This is a genomic window from Micromonospora sp. URMC 105 (assembly GCF_051386295.1).
In the GTDB taxonomy this organism is placed as follows: domain Bacteria; phylum Actinomycetota; class Actinomycetes; order Mycobacteriales; family Micromonosporaceae; genus Micromonospora.
In genome coordinates this window covers 17,364-33,732 of record NZ_JBPQTL010000061.1, presented here as the reverse complement: position 1 = coordinate 33,732, position 16,369 = coordinate 17,364, and the positions used below count along the sequence as shown (strand labels likewise).

Sequence of the window (16,369 nt, the reverse complement as noted above, 5' to 3'; positions counted from 1 at the left end):
GATCAGCTCGAGCTGGGTGCGCAGCGGCAGCCGGTCCCCGCCGCGCCGCCCGCCGCCGCGGCGGCACCCGCGCTCCCGAGGAGACCGTCGCGACCGCGCCCGACTCCCCCGGCGCCAGCGCCGCCGGCGCCTCCGCCGGGCTGGACGAGGTGCTGGACGCGGGTGAGCGGCCCGCCCCACCGACGGGGCCGGACGGCGAGCCGCCGGCGGTCGCGCCGCTGCCGGAGGACCGGTTCCTCAACCGGGAACTGTCCTGGCTCGACTTCAACGCCCGGGTGCTGACGCTCGCCGAGGACCCGCGCACCCCGCTGCTGGAACGGGCGAAGTTCCTCGCCATCTTCGCCGGCAACCTCGACGAGTTCTACATGGTGCGGGTCGCCGGGCTGAAGCGCCGCCTCTCCGCCGGCCTGCCGGTGCGCGGCGGGGACCGGCTGCCGCTGCGCACCCAGCTCGAGCTGATCACCGAACGGACCGCCGAGCTGGTCGGCCGGCACGCCGCCTGCTTCGTCGAGGACGTGCTGCCCAAACTGGCCGCCGAGGACATCCGCATCCTGCGCTGGGCGGAGCTGGACGACGCGGAGCGGGAACGGCTGCGCACCTACTTCCGGGAGCACATCTTCCCGGTGCTCACCCCGCTCGCCGTCGACCCGGCGCACCCGTTCCCGTACATCTCCGGCCGGTCGCTGAACCTGGCGGTGGCGGTCCGCGACCCGGACGGCGGCTCGGAGCTCTTCGCCCGGGTCAAGGTGCCCAACAACGTGCCGCGGTTCGTCCGGGTCGCCCGGGACCAGCCCGGGCTGCGGGTACTGCCCGTCGAGGAGCTCATCTCGGTGCACCTGGGGCAGCTCTTCTCCGGCATGCAGGTGGTCGAGTGCCACCTGTTCCGGGTCACCCGCAACGCCGAGGTGGAGGTCGACGAGGACCGCGACGAGGACCTGCTCCAGGCGCTGGAGCGGGAACTGGCCCGGCGCCGCTTCGGCCCGCCGGTACGCCTGGAGGTCGCCGCCTCCATCTCCGACCACATGCTGGAGCTGCTGGTCCGGGAACTGGACATGGACTCCCAGGACGTGCTCCGGGTGCCCGGGCTGCTGGACCTCTCGTCGCTCTGGCAGCTCTACGGCGAGGCCGACCGGCCCGACCTGAAGGACCCGCCGTTCGTACCGGCCACCCACCCCCGGCTCGCCGAGGGCGAGGTGCCGCGCAGCGTCTTCGCCACCCTGCGCGACGGCGACGTGCTGGTGCACCACCCGTACCACTCGTTCGCCACCAGCGTGCAGCGCTTCGTCGAGCAGGCCGCCGCCGACCCGAACGTGCTCGCCATCAAGCAGACCCTCTACCGCACCAGCGGCGACTCCCCCATCGTCGACGCGCTGGTCGACGCGGCCGCCGCCGGCAAGCAGGTGGTGGTGCTGGTGGAGCTGAAGGCGCGCTTCGACGAGGTGGCCAACATCGGCTGGGCGCGCACCCTGGAGCGGGCCGGCTGCCACGTCGTCTACGGCCTGGTGGGCCTCAAGACGCACTGCAAGACCGCGCTGGTGGTCCGCCAGGAGGGCAACCAGATCCGCCGCTACTGCCACATCGGCACCGGCAACTACCACCCGAAGACCGCCCGCCTCTACGAGGACTTCGGGGTGCTCACCGCCGACCCGGAGATCGGCGCCGACCTGACCGACCTGTTCAACGTGCTGACCGGCTACAGCCGGCAGACCGCGTACCGGCGGCTGCTGGTGGCGCCGCAGGGCATCCGCAGCGGCCTGATCGAGCGGATCGAGCGGGAGATCGCCCACGTCCGCCTCGGCATGCCGGGGCTGGTTCAGTTCAAGGTGAACGCGCTGGTCGACGAGGAGATCACCGACGCGCTCTACCGGGCGTCCCGGGCCGGTGTCCACGTCGACCTGCTGATCCGGGGCATGTGCACGCTGCGGCCCGGGGTGCCGGGGCTGTCGGAGAACATCCGGGTCCGCTCGATCCTCGGCCGCTTCCTGGAGCACTCGCGGATCTTCCGGTTCGGCAACAACGGCGACGCGGAGTTCTGGATGGGCTCGGCCGACCTGATGCACCGCAACCTGGACCGGCGGGTGGAGGCCCTGGTGCAGGTGAGCGACCCGGTCGCCCGGGCCGAACTCGACCACGTGCTGGCCGCCGCGTTCAGCCCCGAGGTGGAGGGATTCGAGCTGGCCGGCGACGGCACCTGGACCCGCCGCACCGGCACCCCCGAGGAACCCCTGACCGACCTGCAGGAACTGCTGCTGCGCCGGGTGGGCGGCACCGCCGGCTGACCGGGAACCGGGGTGCCGGCACGGGTACGGCCCCTCGGCGCGGTGCCACCGGACGGCCCCGAGCGGCCCGTACGGCTGCTCGCCCGGACGTAGGGTGACCAGATGGCGCAGGAGCAACCGGGCGGCATCCGGGCGGCCGGCGGGGTGGCCTGGCAGCCGGACTCCGACGGGGGCGTACGGGTCTGCCTGGTGCACCGGCCCCGCTACGGCGACTGGTCGCTGCCCAAGGGCAAGCTGGAGCACGGCGAGCACCCGCTGCTGGCCGCCGTCCGCGAGGTGGCCGAGGAGACCGACGTCCGGGCCGTGCCGCAGATCCGGCTCCCCACCGTGCACTACCGCAGCGAGGGCCGGCCGAAGACGGTCGACTACTGGTCGATGCGGGCGGTCGGCGAGGGCGGCTTCCAGCCCGACACCGAGGTCGACGCGGTGCGCTGGCTCGGCGTCGACGAGGCGGTGCGGCTGGTCAGCTACCCGCACGACGCCGAGGTGCTGGCCGCGTTCGCCGCGCTGCCCCGGGTCACCGCGACGATCGCGCTGGTCCGGCACGCGCACGCCGGGAAGCGGGCCACCTGGTCCGGACCGGACGACGGGCGTCCGCTGGACGCCGCCGGCCGGGCCCAGGCCGAGGCGCTGGCTCCACTGGTGGCGCTGCTGCGCCCCACCCGGCTGCTGTCGGCCTCCGCGCGCCGGTGCGTGCAGACCCTCGACCCGACCGCGGCCCTGCTCGACCTGCCGATCGAGGTGCACGGCGATCTGGACGAGCCGCGACCGGGTCAGCTGGGCGAGGAGTGCGCGCTGGCCGCCGCCGGCCGGCTGGCGGAGCTGGCCGCGGCCGGCGAGCCGGTGGCGGTGTGCAGCCAGGGCAAGGTGATCCCGGGAGCGCTGGAACGGTTGACCGGGCGGCCGGACGACTACACCACCCCGAAGGGCGGCGGCTGGCTGCTCGCCTTCGCCGCCGACCGGCTGGTCGCCGCCGACCGGCTCTGACCCGCAACCGGCGGCGGTCAGCCGGTCGCCGTCTCCTGGTCAGGTCGCGGGCAGGGTGAGGGTCACCGCGACCGGCAGGTGGTCGCTGGCGGTGCCGCGCGGCGCGACGGCGTCGGCGCCGGTGAGGCCGGGCGAGACCAGGACGTGGTCGATCTGGGCGCGCGGGTCGTCGGCGGGGCTGGTGGGCAACGGCCGGGCCGCCGCGAGGGCGTCCACCAGGCCGGCGCGGGTGAACTCGGCGAAGCCGGCGTCCCCGGGCTCGGTGTTCAGGTCGCCGGCCACCACCAGCGGCCGGCCGGCGGCGTACCCGAGGGCGAACGCGGCCACCGCGCGGGCCTGGACCACCGGCTCCTGCCCGGGCGGCGGTTGCAGGTGGGTGGCGACCACCGCGACGCGTACGCCGGCACCGAGGTCCACGGTGACCCCGAGCGCCTGCGCTCCGGTGGGCGCGCCCACCGCCGGCAGCCGCCGGGTCCGGGCCGCCGCGAGCGGCCAGCGGCTGAGCACGGCGTCGCCCCAGAGCGGGTCGGCCGCGGGAGCGAAGACGTACGGCATGTCCAGCCGCTCGGCCATCAGGTCGAGGGTGTCGTGCCCGCCGTTGAGCAGCCAGCCCCGGTCCACCTCGCTCAGCACCACCACGTCGGCCCGGCCGACGGCGCGCGCCAGGGCGTCCGGGTCGAACCGGCCCTCGATGCCGAAGCCCATCCGGATGTTGTAGGCCACCACCCGGATTGTCGCGGGTGGTCCCTCCCGGTTGCCGGCCACCAGCGTCTCGTCGGCGGTCAGCGCGGCGGCCAACGCCAGCGCGGCCGCCCACCCGGCGGTCCGCACCGGGGGCGACGACGGCACGGTACGCACCGGCACCGGCCCGGCGGAGAGCGTGACCGCAGCGGTCAGCACGGCCACCGCCACCGGCACCCACTGGTTGGGGTAGCCGAGGTCGTAGGCCGCGTAGTAGAGCACCGCCGCGACGGCGAAGACCAGCATCCCGCCCACCGCGGCGTACCCGCGCCGGCTCGCCTCGCCCGTGCCCGCCGGTTCGCCGTCGTGCCCGGCCGCCCGGGACCCGGCGCTGCTCACCCCCGCGGCCGGACCGCCGCTGCGCCCGGCGCCCGACCGGCCGTCGGCCGCGTCGCACCAGGACAGGCAGGCGCCGAGACCGACCGCCGTGAGCAGGATCGCGGGCAGCAGCAGCTCCCCCCGGCCCAGGCCCATCAGTACGGCCCCGGCGAGCAGGGCCGCCGGGCCGAGCCACCGCCGGACCGGCCGGCGTGGCGGCGACAGCGCGGCGAGCAGGAACCCGCAGACCGCGACCGCGATCGGCACCGGCCCCGCCAGCGGCGTGACGGCCACGCCCGCGCCCTGCGCGGGCGACGAGTCCAGCAGGCCGAATTGGTACGACATCGCGGCACGGGCCACCGCCGGGGAGAGCGCCACCAGGCCGGCGAGCAGCAGCGCCGGCCCGGCCAGCAGCCAGGCCCGGGCGCCGCCGGGGCCGGCGGGCGGCGCGGGCACCACCTGTCCGCCCAGGAAGAGTGCGGCCACCACGACGCCCACCACCCAGACCTCCGCGCCACCGAGCCAGAGCGACCGGTAGGTGTCGGAGACGGTGTGCAGGGCCGCGGCGGCGGCCAGGCCGAGCGCCAGTCCGGGTACCGGCCGGTCCGCACCGGCGGCCACGGCGGCGAGCCAGCAGAGGCCGGCGACCAGGCCGGCGGTGGCGAGCCAGAGCTGAGCCCGCCCGCCGGGGAAGCCGGTGACGGCGAGCCGGGACGCCGCCAGCAGCACCGCGGCGACGAGGGCGACGGGCCGGGTGCCGACCCGGCGCAGCAGGGCCGGCGTGCCGAGCGCGAGCACGAACCAGCCGAGCGCGAAGGCGCCCAGCAGCTCGGCCGGAGTGGACGCCGCCTGCCCGAAGATGGTGATGACCGACGGCAGGAAGACCCGCAGCACGTCGGTCAGCAGGACCAGGCCGAGAGCGGTGACGACGGTGGTGCGGTGGCGGTGGCGCACGAGCCCCTCCTCGCCGAGCGGTGCGGCGATTCTGCGCACCCGGCGGGCGTCGGGTCAACGGTGCGGCCGGCGCCGGCAGACGGCAGCAGGGGCGCCCACCGTGCGGTGGGCGCCCCTGCCGGGCGTACGTGCGCAGGTCAGCGTCGGGCGGCGGCCTTCTTCGCCGGAGCCTTCTTCGCCGGGGCCTTCTTCGCCGCCGTGCTCTTGGCGGCGGTGGTCTTCTTCGCCGGGGCCTTCTTGGCCGTGGCGGACTTGGTGGCCCCGGCGGTCTTCTTCGCCGGCGCGGCCTTCTTGGTCGCGGTGGCCTTGGTCGCGGTGGCCTTGGTCGCGGTGGTCTTCTTGGCGGCCGTGGCGGTGGTCTTCTTCGCGGCAGCGGCCTTGGCCCCGGTCGCCTTGGCCCCGGTCGCCTTCGCGCCGGTCGCCTTGGCGCCGGTGGTCTTGGCGGCGGCGGCCGTGGTGGTCTTCTTCGCCGGCGCGGCGGCCTTCGGCACCTTTCCGCTGGCCACCATTTCCTTGAATCCGGCGCCGGCGCGGAAGGTCGGGACGGATGTCTTCTTGACCTTCACCGCCTCACCGGTACGCGGGTTGCGCGCTGTTCGGGCACCCCGGACACGCTTTTCGAACGCTCCGAATCCGGTGATCGCCACCTTTTCGCCCTTGGTGACCGCCGCCTGGACCTCGGCGATGACCGCGTCGAGCGCCGCCGTCGCCGTCTTGCGGTCCCCCAGGCGAGCGGCGAGCGCCTCGATGAGCTCGGCCTTGTTCACGACTTCCTCCCGATTGTGCAACTGACTCGACGCGAGCCATTCTGCGCGCACGGTATGCCCTGTGCTGCCGGGACACAAACATTCGGTGGAAAAAAGCCCTTGTGTCGTAACGGATTCGCCCCCGCCGGGCGTACCGGCGGGGGCGAAAAACGGTGAACGATCGGGCGTACGGCTATGCCACAGCGGGCTTGAACGACGGCCGGGACGCCTCGTACGCGCTGATCTGGTCGGCGTGCCGGAGGGTGAGTCCAATGTCATCCAAGCCCTCCATCAGCCGCCAGCGGCTGTGGTCGTCCAAGGGGAACGACCAGCTGGCCGGGCCGAGGCGGACCTGGCGGGCGACCAGATCGACGGTGAGTTCGGCGCTCGGCTCGGACTCCACCCGCTCCCAGATCTCCTCGACGGCACTCAATTCCAGCTCCACCGGAAGGAGGCCTTCCTTGAGGGCGTTGCCCCGGAAGATGTCACCGAATCGGGGAGAGATCACCGCACGGAAGCCCCAGTCCCGCAGCGCCCAGACGGCGTGCTCCCGCGATGATCCGGTGCCGAACTCCGGACCGGCCACGAGAATCGACGCGCCGGAATGGGCCGGATCGTTGAGCACGAATGCGGGGTCCTCCCGCCACGCGCTGAAGAGCCCGTCCGCGAAACCGGTTCGGGTCACCCGCTTGAGGTACACCGCCGGGATGATCTGATCGGTGTCCACGTTGGAGCGGCGCAGCGGCACGGCGGTGCCGGTGTGGGTGGTGAACTTGTCCATCTCTCTCGGCTGCCCTTCTACAGGTCGGCGGGGGCGGCGAGCCGGCCGGCCACCGCGGTGGCGGCGGCGACCGGCGGGGACACCAGGTGGGTGCGCCCTCCCCGGCCCTGACGGCCCTCGAAGTTGCGGTTGGAGGTCGAGGCCGAGCGCTGGCCGGGCTTGAGCGTGTCCGGGTTCATCCCGAGGCACATGGAGCAGCCGGCGAAGCGCCACTCGGCGCCCGCGTCGACGAAGACCTTGTCCAGCCCCTCGGCCTCGGCCGCCTCCCGGACGGCCGCGGAACCGGGCACCACGAGCATGCGTACGCCGTCGGCGACCCGGTGTCCGCGCAGCACGTCGGCGGCGGCGCGGAGGTCCTCCAGCCGCCCGTTGGTGCAGGAGCCGACGAAGACCACGTCGACGGCGAGGTCGCGCAGCGGCGTACCCGGCGTCAGCGCCATGTACTCCAGCGCCCGGCGGGCGGCGGTGCGCTCCGCGTCGGTGCCGAACTCCTCCGGGTCCGGCACGGCCGAGCCGAGCGGCGCGCCCTGCCCCGGGTTGGTGCCCCAGGTGACGAAGGGGGTGATCCGGCCGGCGTCGAGGGTGACCTCGGCGTCGAAGGTGGCCCCCTCGTCGGTGGGCAGGCTGCGCCAGTAGGCCAGCGCCGCGTCCCAGTCGGCGCCCTGGGGCGCGTGCGGCCGCCCCTTGAGGTACGCGAAGGTGGTCTCGTCCGGCGCGATCAGGCCGGCCTTGGCGCCCCACTCGATGGACATGTTGGCGACGGTCATCCGCCCCTCCATGGAGAGCGCGCGGATCGCCTCGCCCCGGTACTCCACGATGTGCCCGCGCCCGCCGCCGGTGCCGACCTGGGCGATCAGCGCGAGGACCAGGTCCTTGGCGGTGACGCCGGGGCCGAGCTGCCCGGTCACGTTGACCGCCATGGTGCGGGGCCGGGCCTGCGGCAGCGTCTGGGTGGCCAGCACGTGTTCGACCTCACTGGTGCCGATGCCGAAGGCCAGCGCACCGAAGGCGCCGTGGGTGGCGGTGTGCGAGTCGCCACAGACGATGGTCATGCCGGGCTGGGTGACGCCCAGCTGCGGGCCGATGACGTGCACGATGCCCTGGTTCTCGTCGCCCAGCGGGTGCAGCCGGAGGCCGAACTCGGCGCAGTTGCGGCGCAACGTCTCGATCTGCGTACGCGAGGTGGGGTCCGCGATGGTGAGCAGGTCACCTCGGCGCGAGGTGAAGCTCGGGTCGTCGTACCCGGTCGGGGTGTTGTGGTCCTCGGTCGCGAGCGTGAGGTCGGGACGGCGGACCGGGCGACCGGCCAGGCGCAGCCCGTCGAACGCCTGCGGGCTGGTCACCTCGTGCAACAGGTGCAGGTCGATGTAGAGCAGGTCCGGCTCACCCTCGGCGGTCCGTACCACGTGCGCGTCCCAGACCTTCTCGGCCAGGGTCCTCGGTTGAGTGACTCCCACCATCTGGACATCCTAAATTCTGGGAGGTAAGTTTCGGCTTGTGGGACACAGTATGAGCGGTGTCGGCGTCCTCGACAAGGCGGTGGTCATCCTGGCCGCCTGTGTCGACGGCGCCAGCCTGGCCGAACTCGTCGAACGCACCAAGCTGCCCCGGGCCACCGCGCACCGGCTGGCGCAGGCACTGGAGATCCACCGCATGCTGGTCCGGGACACCCAGGGGCGCTGGCGTCCGGGGCCCCGGCTGGGCGAGCTGGCCAACGCCGCCCCGGACGTGCTGCTGACCGCCGCCGAGCCGCTGCTGGCCGCGCTGCGCGACGCCACCGGGGAGAGCGCCCAGCTCTACCTGCGCCGCGCCGACGAGCGGGTCTGCGTGGCCGCCGCCGAGCGGGCCAGCGGCCTGCGCGACACCGTGCCGGTCGGCTCGGTGCTGCCGATGACCGCGGGTTCCGCGGCGCAGATCCTGCTCGCCTGGGAGCCTCCGGAGGCGGTCATGCCGCTGCTGCCCCGCGCCAAGTTCACCGGCCGCACCCTCGCCGAGGTACGCCGCCGAGGCTGGGCGCAGAGCGTCGCCGAGCGGGAGGCGGGTGTGGCGAGCGTCTCGGCGCCGATCCGCGACCGCACGGGCCGGGTGATCGCCGCGGTCAGCATCTCCGGCCCCATCGAGCGCCTGGGCCGACGCCCCGGCGAACGCCATGCCATGGCCGTCGTCCGCGCCGGCCAGCGCCTCTCCGGCCTCTGACCCCCTGGATCGACCCCACCCCCGCCCTGCCCCCTTCGGCGCGGGTGAGGTCCGTCTCGGAGCCCTCGGCGGTGGCCCCGGCGGTCCAGGTGCGCCCGCACGTGCATCCGGGCGGCCGGCGGGCAGGTGTGACGTTCGCTGTGAAGCTGATGTCGTGAACGAATCACGGGCGATCGGCCTGCCGCGCGCGACGCCCGCGCACCCGGTGAGTCATCTACGACATCAGCTCCACAGCGTCTGCGACGCACTGTCGGGGCCGGCCGAGACGCACGGCAGCCGCTGGCCCCGCAGGCCGACCGGGCGCCGGCGACGCGAGCGGCTCCGTGAGGCGAGTGATTCGGCGGGCCGCCAGAGGGCCGGGAGGGCCAGCAGGCGGGGCAGCGCCAGCGGGAGCCCGAGGCAAGGCAGCGGCAGCGAGCGGCGGGAGCCGGAGTCGGGGACGCCCGGGAAAGCGAACGGCCCGCCTCGATTGCGCGAGACGGGCCGTTCTGCGGTGTAGCCCCGACCGGATTCGAACCGGCGCTACCGCCTTGAGAGGGCGGCGTCCTGGGCCGCTAGACGACGGGGCCAGGCACTTTTCCTGCTTCACCGCCCTGCTGAGCGGTGCGGCTGTAGTCTAGCGGCACCGGCAGCGGCGGACCACGAGGGGGTCCGCAGCGCGGGCGTCGAAGGTGCGGGCGAAGCCCGCCCACCGGGACGACGATCGGAGCACCGGACGACAAGTCGGCACCGGGCGTCACGGAGACACGAAACAGCCCGCCCCACCGAAGTGGAACGGGCTGTCAGCGCTGTAGCCCCGACCGGATTCGAACCGGCGCTACCGCCTTGAGAGGGCGGCGTCCTGGGCCGCTAGACGACGGGGCCAGAACTTCACCTGCTTCCCCACCCTCGCGGGTGGGGAAGCTGCACTCTATCAGAGATCATCTGCCGCCCCTCGGGAGAGGGACGGAGCGGAACTCCGCCAGAATCCAGCGTCCGGGATTCTCGCGAATCCGCGGTTGCGCTGGGGTACCAGGACTCGAACCTAGACTAACTGAACCAGAATCAGTCGGGCTGCCAATTACCCCATACCCCATTGGCCCCTTGCGGCGCCGGGAATGAACTTTACCCTCCCCGCGCCAGCAGGCCAAATCCAACCCCCCGGAACGCCTGTGAGCTGCGAAAACAGGGCGTCGGACGCGTCAGGCGACCGGCACCACCGGATTGGTGAGCTCGCCGATCCCCTCGATCCGCACGGTGACCGTATCCCCCTCCGTGAGCGGGCTAACCCCCGCCGGCGTGCCGGTCAGCACCACGTCGCCGGGGAGCAGCGTCATCACGTGCGAGATGTACGACACCAGGGCCGGCACGTCGAAGACCATGTCCTTCGTCCGGCCGAGCTGGCGTACCTCCATCTCGTCCGGGTTACGACCCACCTCGCACCGGATCTCCAGGTCGGAGACGTCCAGCCCGGTGGTGATCCAGGGGCCGATGGGGCAGAACGAGTCGAAGCCCTTGGCCCGCGTCCACTGCCCGTCCGAGCGCTGCAGGTCCCGCGCTGTCACGTCGTTGGCGCAGGTGTAGCCGAAGATGGCCTTCTCCGCGGCGGCCCGGTCGGCGCGGCGGGCACCCGGGGCGCCGATCACCACGGCCAGCTCGGCCTCGTGCTCGACCTGCTTGGAGAAGAGGGGCAGCCGGATGGCGTCCCGCGGCCCGATCACCGACGTGGACGGCTTCAAGAACAGCAGCGGCTCCTTCGGCACCTCGCTGCCGTGCTCGGCGGCGTGCTCGGCGTAGTTGCGCCCGACACAGACCACCTTGCTGGGCAGGATCGGCGAGAGCAGCCGGACGTCGGAGAGCGCCCAGCGGGCACCGGAGAAGGTGAGCTTGCCGAACGGGTGACCCTCGATCTCGGCGATGGTCAGGCCCTCCGGGCCCACCCCCGGCTCGCCCTCGACGGCCCCGAACGACATTCCCTTGGCATGAGCAAAACGAGCGATACGCACCAGGCCAATCTAGCGCCGGCGACGTGGCCGCATCCCGCCGACGCCGGACCGGGAACGGCGTCGGCGCAGCGTACGCGATCGGCGGGCGGCCGGGGCGGGCTTCGGCACTTCGTACCCGGCCGGAGGTTCGCCGCCCCTACCGTCGGCTCCGGAGGTTCGTTCGTATGCCTGCATCGAGACGACACCACAGGACCCTCGCCGTGATCGTGAACGGCCTGGGCGTCCTCGCCGCCGTGCCGGCCGTGCCGACGGCGACACCCGCGACCAGGGTCGAGGCCGCACCCGCGGTCCACGCGCCGGCCGGCCCGACGGCCACACCGGCGGTCCACGCGCCGGCCGGCCCGACGGCCACACCCGCACCCGTCCCCCCGGCCACGCCGGGCGCTCCCGCCGCACCGGCGGGGCACGCGGCACCGGTGGCACCGGGGGCGGCGGCGACCGGGGCCGTGACCCCGGTGACACCGCGGGCGCCGGCGCCGGGGATGGCCACCACCGCCAATCCCGGTGCGCCACGGCCGGCCCCGCCGGTCACCGTGACGGTGGCGCCGGCCGGGACACCGGTGCCGGGCTACCGGATCCGGGTCCGCAACGACAGCATCCTGCCGGTCGACACCACCGTGCGGCAGGAACTGCCCGCCGGCGCGGCGACGACCGCGGTGAGCGCGGGCGGCCGGGTGGACCGGGCCACCGGGACCGGCACCGACGAGGTGACCTGGCGGCTCCGCCTGCCGGCGCGCAGCACCACGACGCTGGACACCGCGCTGGCGGCGACCGCGCCCGGCCGGTCGGTGACCGCCCCGGCCTGCGCGTTCACCAGCGACGGCAGTCGGCCGTACGACTGCGCCACCGCCACCTGGCAGGCCGCCGCGGCCCCGGCCGCCGAGGTGGAGGAGGCGGCCCCGGCCTGGCGCCGGCCGCCGATCCTCGCCGCGGCGCTGGCCGCGTTGCTGGTGCTCGCCTTCGGCGGCGCCTGGTGGTGGCAGCGGGCGCGGCGGCGACGCAGCGGCGTCGAGCCGACCGGTGCCGGCCCGACCGCCGTCGGCAGTCCGGAGTACGCGGGCGGGACCGCGGCTCCCGGCGGGGGCACCGTCTACCCGCGTCCGGCCGCGCCCGGCGGATCCGGGCGACGCCGCACCCCACCGGTCTGGATGGTCGTCGGCGTGGCCGTGGCGATCCTGGCCGGGGTGGTCTTCGCGGCGGCGTGGACGGCCACCCAGCAGGTCGCCGCGATCGACACCACGAAACAACCGACCAGCGGCGCCTGGATGGGCCGCAGCGTCACCGCCGGCGTCGGCGTGCCGGTCCGCGAGAGGGCGTTCGAGTTCACCGTCTACCGGGTGAAGTGCGAGACCGCCGGCGGGACGGGACGCCGGTGCCAGGCGACCGTCGGCGTGCGCAACGTCACGCCCGAGCAGCAGACCTGGCACGGCGAACTCCAGCGCGCCTACCTGCCCGGGGGCAACTGGGTCAGCACCGACGAGACGGCCACCCGGCTGGCGAACCTGGGCCGGGACGTCTTCGCCCAGCCGGTCGCGGCCGGCAACCGGGTGGTGCTGCCGCTGGTGTTCACGCTCAACGGGGCGCAGAAGCCGGAGCAGCTGGAGCTGCGCAGCGGGGTCTTCTCCGCCGGGGTCCGGGTGGACGTGCCCTGACGGGCAGCCGGGCGGCGGTCGTACCCTGGGGTGCGTGACCGCCGCCCTCGCACCCGCCGCCCTCGACGCGGCCGACTGGCAGGCCCGCCGGGCCGCGCACGTCGCCCGGGTCGACGCGTGGCTGACGCCGCACCTGGCCCGCCGGCGCGGCGGCGTCCGGCACCCGGTCGAGGACTTCCTCTTCACCTACTACTCGCACCGGCCGGCCCAGCTGCGCCGCTGGCACCCGGGCGCGGGGGTGGTGCTGCGCGACGCGGACCCGGCCGAGTTCGGCGGGGACTACCGCGCCGACGCCGCCGGGGTCACCCTCGACACCGACCGGGTACGCGCGCGGCGCGCCGACTCCCTCGCCTGGATCCGCGACCTGCTCGCCGCGACCGCCGGCCGGGCGGCCCACCTCGGCTGCTTCGGCATGCACGAGTGGGCGATGGTCTACCGGCAGACCCAGGAGGAGGTCCGGCACAACGCCTGGCCGCTGCGGCTGAGCCCGGAGCGCACCGCCGCGGTCGTCGAGGAGCGGGGCGTACGGTGCAGCCACTTCGACGCGTACCGGTTCTTCACCGCGCCGGCCCGCCCGCTGAACCTGCTCAGCCCGACCCGGGAGAGCCAGCACGCGCTGGAGCAGCCGGGCTGCCTGCACGCCAACATGGACCTCTACAAGTGGGCGTACAAGCTCTCCCCGCTGGTGCCCTCGGAGCTGGTGGCGGAGTGCTTCGCTCTGGCCCGGGAGATCCGCACGCTGGACATGCGGGCCTCCCCGTACGACCTGTCCGCGCTCGGCTACCCGCCGGTGCTGGTCGAGACGGTCGAGGGCCGGCACGAGTACGTGCAGGCGCAGCGGTCGTTCGCGGAGCGTGGCGCCCCGCTGCGCGCGCGTCTGATCGCCGAGTGCGACCGGCTCCTCGCCGGCTGACCGCGACCGGCCGGGCTCACCGCTCCGGGTGACCCCGGTGGGCCGCCCACTCGGGGGCGAGGATGGACATCACGGTGGCGTCCACCCAGCCGTCGCCGTCGCGCAGCACCTGCCGCAGCACACCCTCGGCGATGAAGCCGACCTTCTCGTACACCCGGCGGGCGCGCGGGTTGAAGGCGAACACCTCCAGCGAGATGCGGTGCAGTCCGAGCCGGTCGAAGCCGTGGCCGACGACGAGGCGTACCGCCTCGGTGCCGAGGCCACGGTTCTGCCCGGCGGCCACCAGCAGAGTGCGGAAGTTGCAGTTGGCGTGGTGCGGGTCCCAGTCGTTCAGCACCACCTCGCCGACGCAGGCCCCGGTGGCGTTCTCCACCACGGCCAGGTCGAGCCGGTCGGTCTGCGCGTTGCGGCTGCCGTACCAGGAGCGCAGCCGCTCCTCGTCGATCTCGTCGGGCGGGCTGCCGGTCAGCCGGGCCAGCTCCGGGTCGGCCAGCGCCGACCGGAAGGTCGCGACGTCGTCGTCGACGAACGGGCGCAGCGTCACCAGGTCGCCGGCGAGGGTGGGCTTGGTGGCGAAGTCGGGGGCGGTCACCGGACGAATTGTCGGCAGCCCGCCCGCCGCCCTCAACCGCTTTACCCGGTGGCCCCCTGGTCGCGGTGGCGCAGCCGCTCCTCCAGCTCCGCCATCGTGTCGACGAACCAGAGCTGCCGGCCCCGGTTGGACTCGGTGACGAAGTCCCGCAGGGCGGTGCTGCGCGCGACGTGCGCGGAGACGTCGCCGACCACGACCACCGGCAGCCGGTAGTTGACGAACTTCTGCACCAGCTCACCGGCCACCCCGGTACGCAGGGTGAAGAACTCGTCGGCGAGCCGCCGGACCGGCAGCACCACCAGCTCCGCCCCCTGGCCGAGCGCCTCGCCGATCACGTCCAGCGCGTCGCCGCCGGAGCACAGCCGGGGCCCGTCGGGGGCGCAGGCGAGCAGCGTACGGCCGTGCAGCGTGACCAGGGTGTCGGTGGACATGCCGGCCAGCCTAGGCACTCCTCGCGGGGCGGCACACCGGATTTCCCGCTCAGTCGCCGTCGACCCGGCGGTCCCGCTTGCGTTGCGACTGGCGCTTCTTCTCCGCCAGCCGGCGTTCCTTCGCGCCGCGCGACGGGCGGGTCGGCCGCCGGGGCGGTGGCGGGGGCGCGACGGCCTCGCGCAGCAACGCGGTGAGCCGCTCCCGGGCCGCCTCGCGGTTGGCGAGCTGGGCGCGGTGTTCGCTGGCGGCGATGGTGAGCACGCCGTCGACCAGTCGACCGGCCAGCCGGTCCAGCGCCCGCGCCCGCAGGGCCGGCGGCAGGCTGGGCGAGGCGGCCAGGTCGAAGCTCAGCTCCACCCGGGAGTCGGTGGTGTTGACCCCCTGCCCGCCCGGCCCGGACGACCGGGAGAACCGTTCCCGCAGCTCGGCGGCGGGCACGATCCACCGGTCGGTCACCCGCAGTCCGTCGTCCACGCCCCGAGGCTAGCGCCCCTTCGGGGCACCGTGGGTGGCGGATGAACTCGGCGACGGGCTCGGCCCCGGTTCCGCACGGTCGTGGTCGGGGCCGACGGCGGCGTACGCGACCGCGCCGACGAGCAGCAGCGCGATGACCCCGACCTTGGTGGTGACCGCCCGGACCAGCAGCCAGGCGGTCCTGCGGGCGCCGGGCACCGCGTTCTTGGCGGCCTTGTAGTCGGTCCAGCCGCGCTTGGCCCGGGCGTACTGCACGCCCACGCCCCATCCGACGAAGAGTCCCACCGCCAGCAGGACCGCTATGAGAGGAAGCTCCACCCACGCCAGTATCCATACTCAGCGTGATATTTCTATGGGCCGATGGTTCCACGCCAGGTATCCGACAGTTTTACCGTTACGACCGCCCGGTCCTGGCCCGCCCGGCTTCAGCCGCCTTTGCCGATGATGGTGTCGGCGGTCTGCTGCACCTGCTCGATCGGGATGGCGAAACCGATGCCGATCGAGCCGGTGCCGTCGATGGTGGCGATCGCGGTGTTCACCCCGACCACCTCGCCCCGGGCGTTGACCAGCGGCCCCCCGGAGTTTCCCGGGTTGATCGAGGCGTCGGTCTGCACCGCGCTGCGCCGCAGGGTGCCGAGGCGTACCTGGCGGTCCAGCGCGCTGACGATGCCGGCGGTGACCGTCCCGGCCAGGCCGAGCGGGGAACCGACCGCCAGCACCGGCTCACCGACCCGGGTGGCGCCCGGCTTGGCCAGCGGCAGCGGCGCCAGCCCGGCCGCCGCCGGCACCCGCAGCACCGCGAGGTCGCTGCCGGGTTCCCGGCCGACCACCTCGGCGGGGAACCGCCGGCCGTCGTTCAGCTCCACCATCACCCCGCCGGTGCCGCCCTTGGCGAGGATGTGGTCGTTGGTGATGATGTGCTGCTGGTTGTCGATGGCGAACCCGGAGCCGGACGCGGACCCGGCCCCGCCGCCGCCCACCAGCACCGACACCACGCCCGGCACGGTCTTCTGCGCGGCGGTCACCAGCTCCGCCGGCACCGGTGCGGCGGACGCCGCCGTCGGCCCCGCGCCACCGTCCCGGCCGGCCACCCAGCCGCCGGCCGCCGCGCCGGAGACGGTGGAGAGCGCCACCACCGCCGCCGCGGCCAGCAGCCGGCCGCTCCGGCGCCGTCGCGACGGGTCCTGTCCCGCCCCCGGTACGTCCCACCGGGGCCGGCCGTCCGGCCCCAGCTCAGGCGAGACGAACCAGGGTCCCCGGGGTTCGCCCAGTCCGGTCTGCACTGCCATGCGTGCGCTCCTCACTGTCGCTCCGGCGGG

General features: G+C 74.5%; 15 protein-coding genes and 3 tRNA genes. 5 read left to right on the top strand and 13 right to left on the bottom strand.

Going from position 1 to position 16,369, the window contains the following annotated elements:
* The first annotated feature begins 140 nt into the window (after positions 1-140).
* Both ACSNN7_RS19450 and ACSNN7_RS19445 read left to right on the top strand, forming a co-directional pair.
* Positions 141-2,279 (top strand): RNA degradosome polyphosphate kinase, encoded by a 2,139-nt coding sequence (locus tag ACSNN7_RS19450; protein ID WP_436682257.1) that lies wholly within the window; start codon positions 141-143, stop codon positions 2,277-2,279.
* 102 nt (positions 2,280-2,381) lie between these two features.
* A complete protein-coding gene (locus tag ACSNN7_RS19445) occupies positions 2,382-3,266 on the top strand; it encodes an NUDIX hydrolase (protein ID WP_436682253.1) in 885 nt (294 codons plus the stop codon).
* A 39-nt stretch (positions 3,267-3,305) separates the two neighbouring features.
* Here the strand turns inward: ACSNN7_RS19445 and ACSNN7_RS19440 are convergent, their stop codons facing one another.
* The 4 genes from ACSNN7_RS19440 to leuC all read right to left on the bottom strand — a co-directional run bounded on the left by ACSNN7_RS19440 (position 3,306) and on the right by leuC (position 8,266).
* The gene (locus ACSNN7_RS19440; RefSeq protein ID WP_436682252.1) at positions 3,306-5,279 is read right to left on the bottom strand and encodes an endonuclease/exonuclease/phosphatase family protein; all 1,974 of its coding nucleotides are present in this window, start codon (positions 5,277-5,279) and stop codon (positions 3,306-3,308) included.
* A 137-nt stretch (positions 5,280-5,416) separates the two neighbouring features.
* On the bottom strand, positions 5,417-6,046 hold the full coding sequence (locus tag ACSNN7_RS19435) for an HU family DNA-binding protein (protein WP_436682250.1): 630 nt from the start codon (positions 6,044-6,046) through the stop codon (positions 5,417-5,419).
* Between the two features lie 172 nt (positions 6,047-6,218).
* A complete protein-coding gene (gene leuD / locus ACSNN7_RS19430; RefSeq protein ID WP_436682249.1) occupies positions 6,219-6,806 on the bottom strand; it encodes a 3-isopropylmalate dehydratase small subunit in 588 nt (195 codons plus the stop codon).
* A 17-nt stretch (positions 6,807-6,823) separates the two neighbouring features.
* Complete coding sequence (gene leuC, locus ACSNN7_RS19425; protein ID WP_436682247.1) at positions 6,824-8,266, bottom strand: 3-isopropylmalate dehydratase large subunit; 1,443 nt, start codon at positions 8,264-8,266, stop codon at positions 6,824-6,826.
* Between the two features lie 49 nt (positions 8,267-8,315).
* Between leuC and ACSNN7_RS19420 the strand changes: the two genes are divergently transcribed.
* Positions 8,316-9,002 carry an IclR family transcriptional regulator gene (locus tag ACSNN7_RS19420; RefSeq protein WP_334450952.1) on the top strand — a complete coding sequence of 229 codons (687 nt, stop codon included), beginning with the start codon at positions 8,316-8,318 and terminating at the stop codon, positions 9,000-9,002.
* Positions 9,003-9,498: 496 nt separating this feature from the next.
* Here the strand turns inward: ACSNN7_RS19420 and ACSNN7_RS19415 are convergent.
* From ACSNN7_RS19415 to ACSNN7_RS19400, 4 genes are all read right to left on the bottom strand, one after another.
* Positions 9,499-9,571 (bottom strand) — tRNA-Glu (locus ACSNN7_RS19415).
* A gap of 222 nt (positions 9,572-9,793) precedes the next feature.
* Positions 9,794-9,866, bottom strand: a tRNA-Glu gene (locus ACSNN7_RS19410).
* 139 nt (positions 9,867-10,005) lie between these two features.
* Positions 10,006-10,077: transfer RNA gene (locus tag ACSNN7_RS19405), tRNA-Gln, on the bottom strand.
* Positions 10,078-10,183: 106 nt separating this feature from the next.
* Positions 10,184-10,987, bottom strand: coding sequence for a fumarylacetoacetate hydrolase family protein (locus ACSNN7_RS19400; RefSeq protein WP_436682246.1), 804 nt, complete (start codon positions 10,985-10,987; stop codon positions 10,184-10,186).
* A 164-nt stretch (positions 10,988-11,151) separates the two neighbouring features.
* Between ACSNN7_RS19400 and ACSNN7_RS19395 the strand changes: the two genes are divergently transcribed.
* Both ACSNN7_RS19395 and ACSNN7_RS19390 read left to right on the top strand, forming a co-directional pair.
* Positions 11,152-12,639: a hypothetical protein gene (locus ACSNN7_RS19395; protein ID WP_436682245.1), complete on the top strand. Its 1,488-nt coding sequence runs from the start codon at positions 11,152-11,154 to the stop codon at positions 12,637-12,639.
* 34 nt (positions 12,640-12,673) lie between these two features.
* The gene (locus tag ACSNN7_RS19390) at positions 12,674-13,552 is read left to right on the top strand and encodes a 3-methyladenine DNA glycosylase (RefSeq protein WP_436682243.1); all 879 of its coding nucleotides are present in this window, start codon (positions 12,674-12,676) and stop codon (positions 13,550-13,552) included.
* A gap of 16 nt (positions 13,553-13,568) precedes the next feature.
* Here ACSNN7_RS19390 and ACSNN7_RS19385 read toward each other — a convergent pair whose 3' ends face one another.
* The 5 genes from ACSNN7_RS19385 to ACSNN7_RS19365 all read right to left on the bottom strand — a co-directional run bounded on the left by ACSNN7_RS19385 (position 13,569) and on the right by ACSNN7_RS19365 (position 16,339).
* Positions 13,569-14,144: a GNAT family N-acetyltransferase gene (locus ACSNN7_RS19385; protein WP_436682242.1), complete on the bottom strand. Its 576-nt coding sequence runs from the start codon at positions 14,142-14,144 to the stop codon at positions 13,569-13,571.
* A gap of 41 nt (positions 14,145-14,185) precedes the next feature.
* Entirely contained in the window at positions 14,186-14,575 is a 390-nt protein-coding gene (locus tag ACSNN7_RS19380) for a DUF4180 domain-containing protein (protein WP_436682241.1), read from the bottom strand.
* A gap of 49 nt (positions 14,576-14,624) precedes the next feature.
* Positions 14,625-15,050 carry an alternative ribosome rescue aminoacyl-tRNA hydrolase ArfB gene (gene arfB, locus ACSNN7_RS19375; protein WP_436682240.1) on the bottom strand — a complete coding sequence of 142 codons (426 nt, stop codon included), beginning with the start codon at positions 15,048-15,050 and terminating at the stop codon, positions 14,625-14,627.
* 9 nt (positions 15,051-15,059) lie between these two features.
* Positions 15,060-15,368, bottom strand: coding sequence for a hypothetical protein (locus ACSNN7_RS19370; protein ID WP_436682239.1), 309 nt, complete (start codon positions 15,366-15,368; stop codon positions 15,060-15,062).
* Between the two features lie 107 nt (positions 15,369-15,475).
* A complete protein-coding gene (locus ACSNN7_RS19365; protein WP_436682238.1) occupies positions 15,476-16,339 on the bottom strand; it encodes a S1C family serine protease in 864 nt (287 codons plus the stop codon).
* Positions 16,340-16,369: the final 30 nt, after the last annotated feature.

Coding starts and splice junctions, on each gene's coding strand:
- ACSNN7_RS19445 (WP_436682253.1), top strand. CDS start 2,382: ATGGCGCAGGAGCAACCGGGCGGCATCCGGGCGGCCGGCGGGGTGGCC.
- leuD (WP_436682249.1), bottom strand. CDS start 6,806: ATGGACAAGTTCACCACCCACACCGGCACCGCCGTGCCGCTGCGCCGC.
- ACSNN7_RS19380 (WP_436682241.1), bottom strand. CDS start 14,575: ATGTCCACCGACACCCTGGTCACGCTGCACGGCCGTACGCTGCTCGCC.
- ACSNN7_RS19365 (WP_436682238.1), bottom strand. CDS start 16,339: ATGGCAGTGCAGACCGGACTGGGCGAACCCCGGGGACCCTGGTTCGTC.
- leuC (WP_436682247.1), bottom strand. CDS start 8,266: ATGGTGGGAGTCACTCAACCGAGGACCCTGGCCGAGAAGGTCTGGGAC.
- ACSNN7_RS19395 (WP_436682245.1), top strand. CDS start 11,152: ATGCCTGCATCGAGACGACACCACAGGACCCTCGCCGTGATCGTGAAC.
- ACSNN7_RS19420 (WP_334450952.1), top strand. CDS start 8,316: ATGAGCGGTGTCGGCGTCCTCGACAAGGCGGTGGTCATCCTGGCCGCC.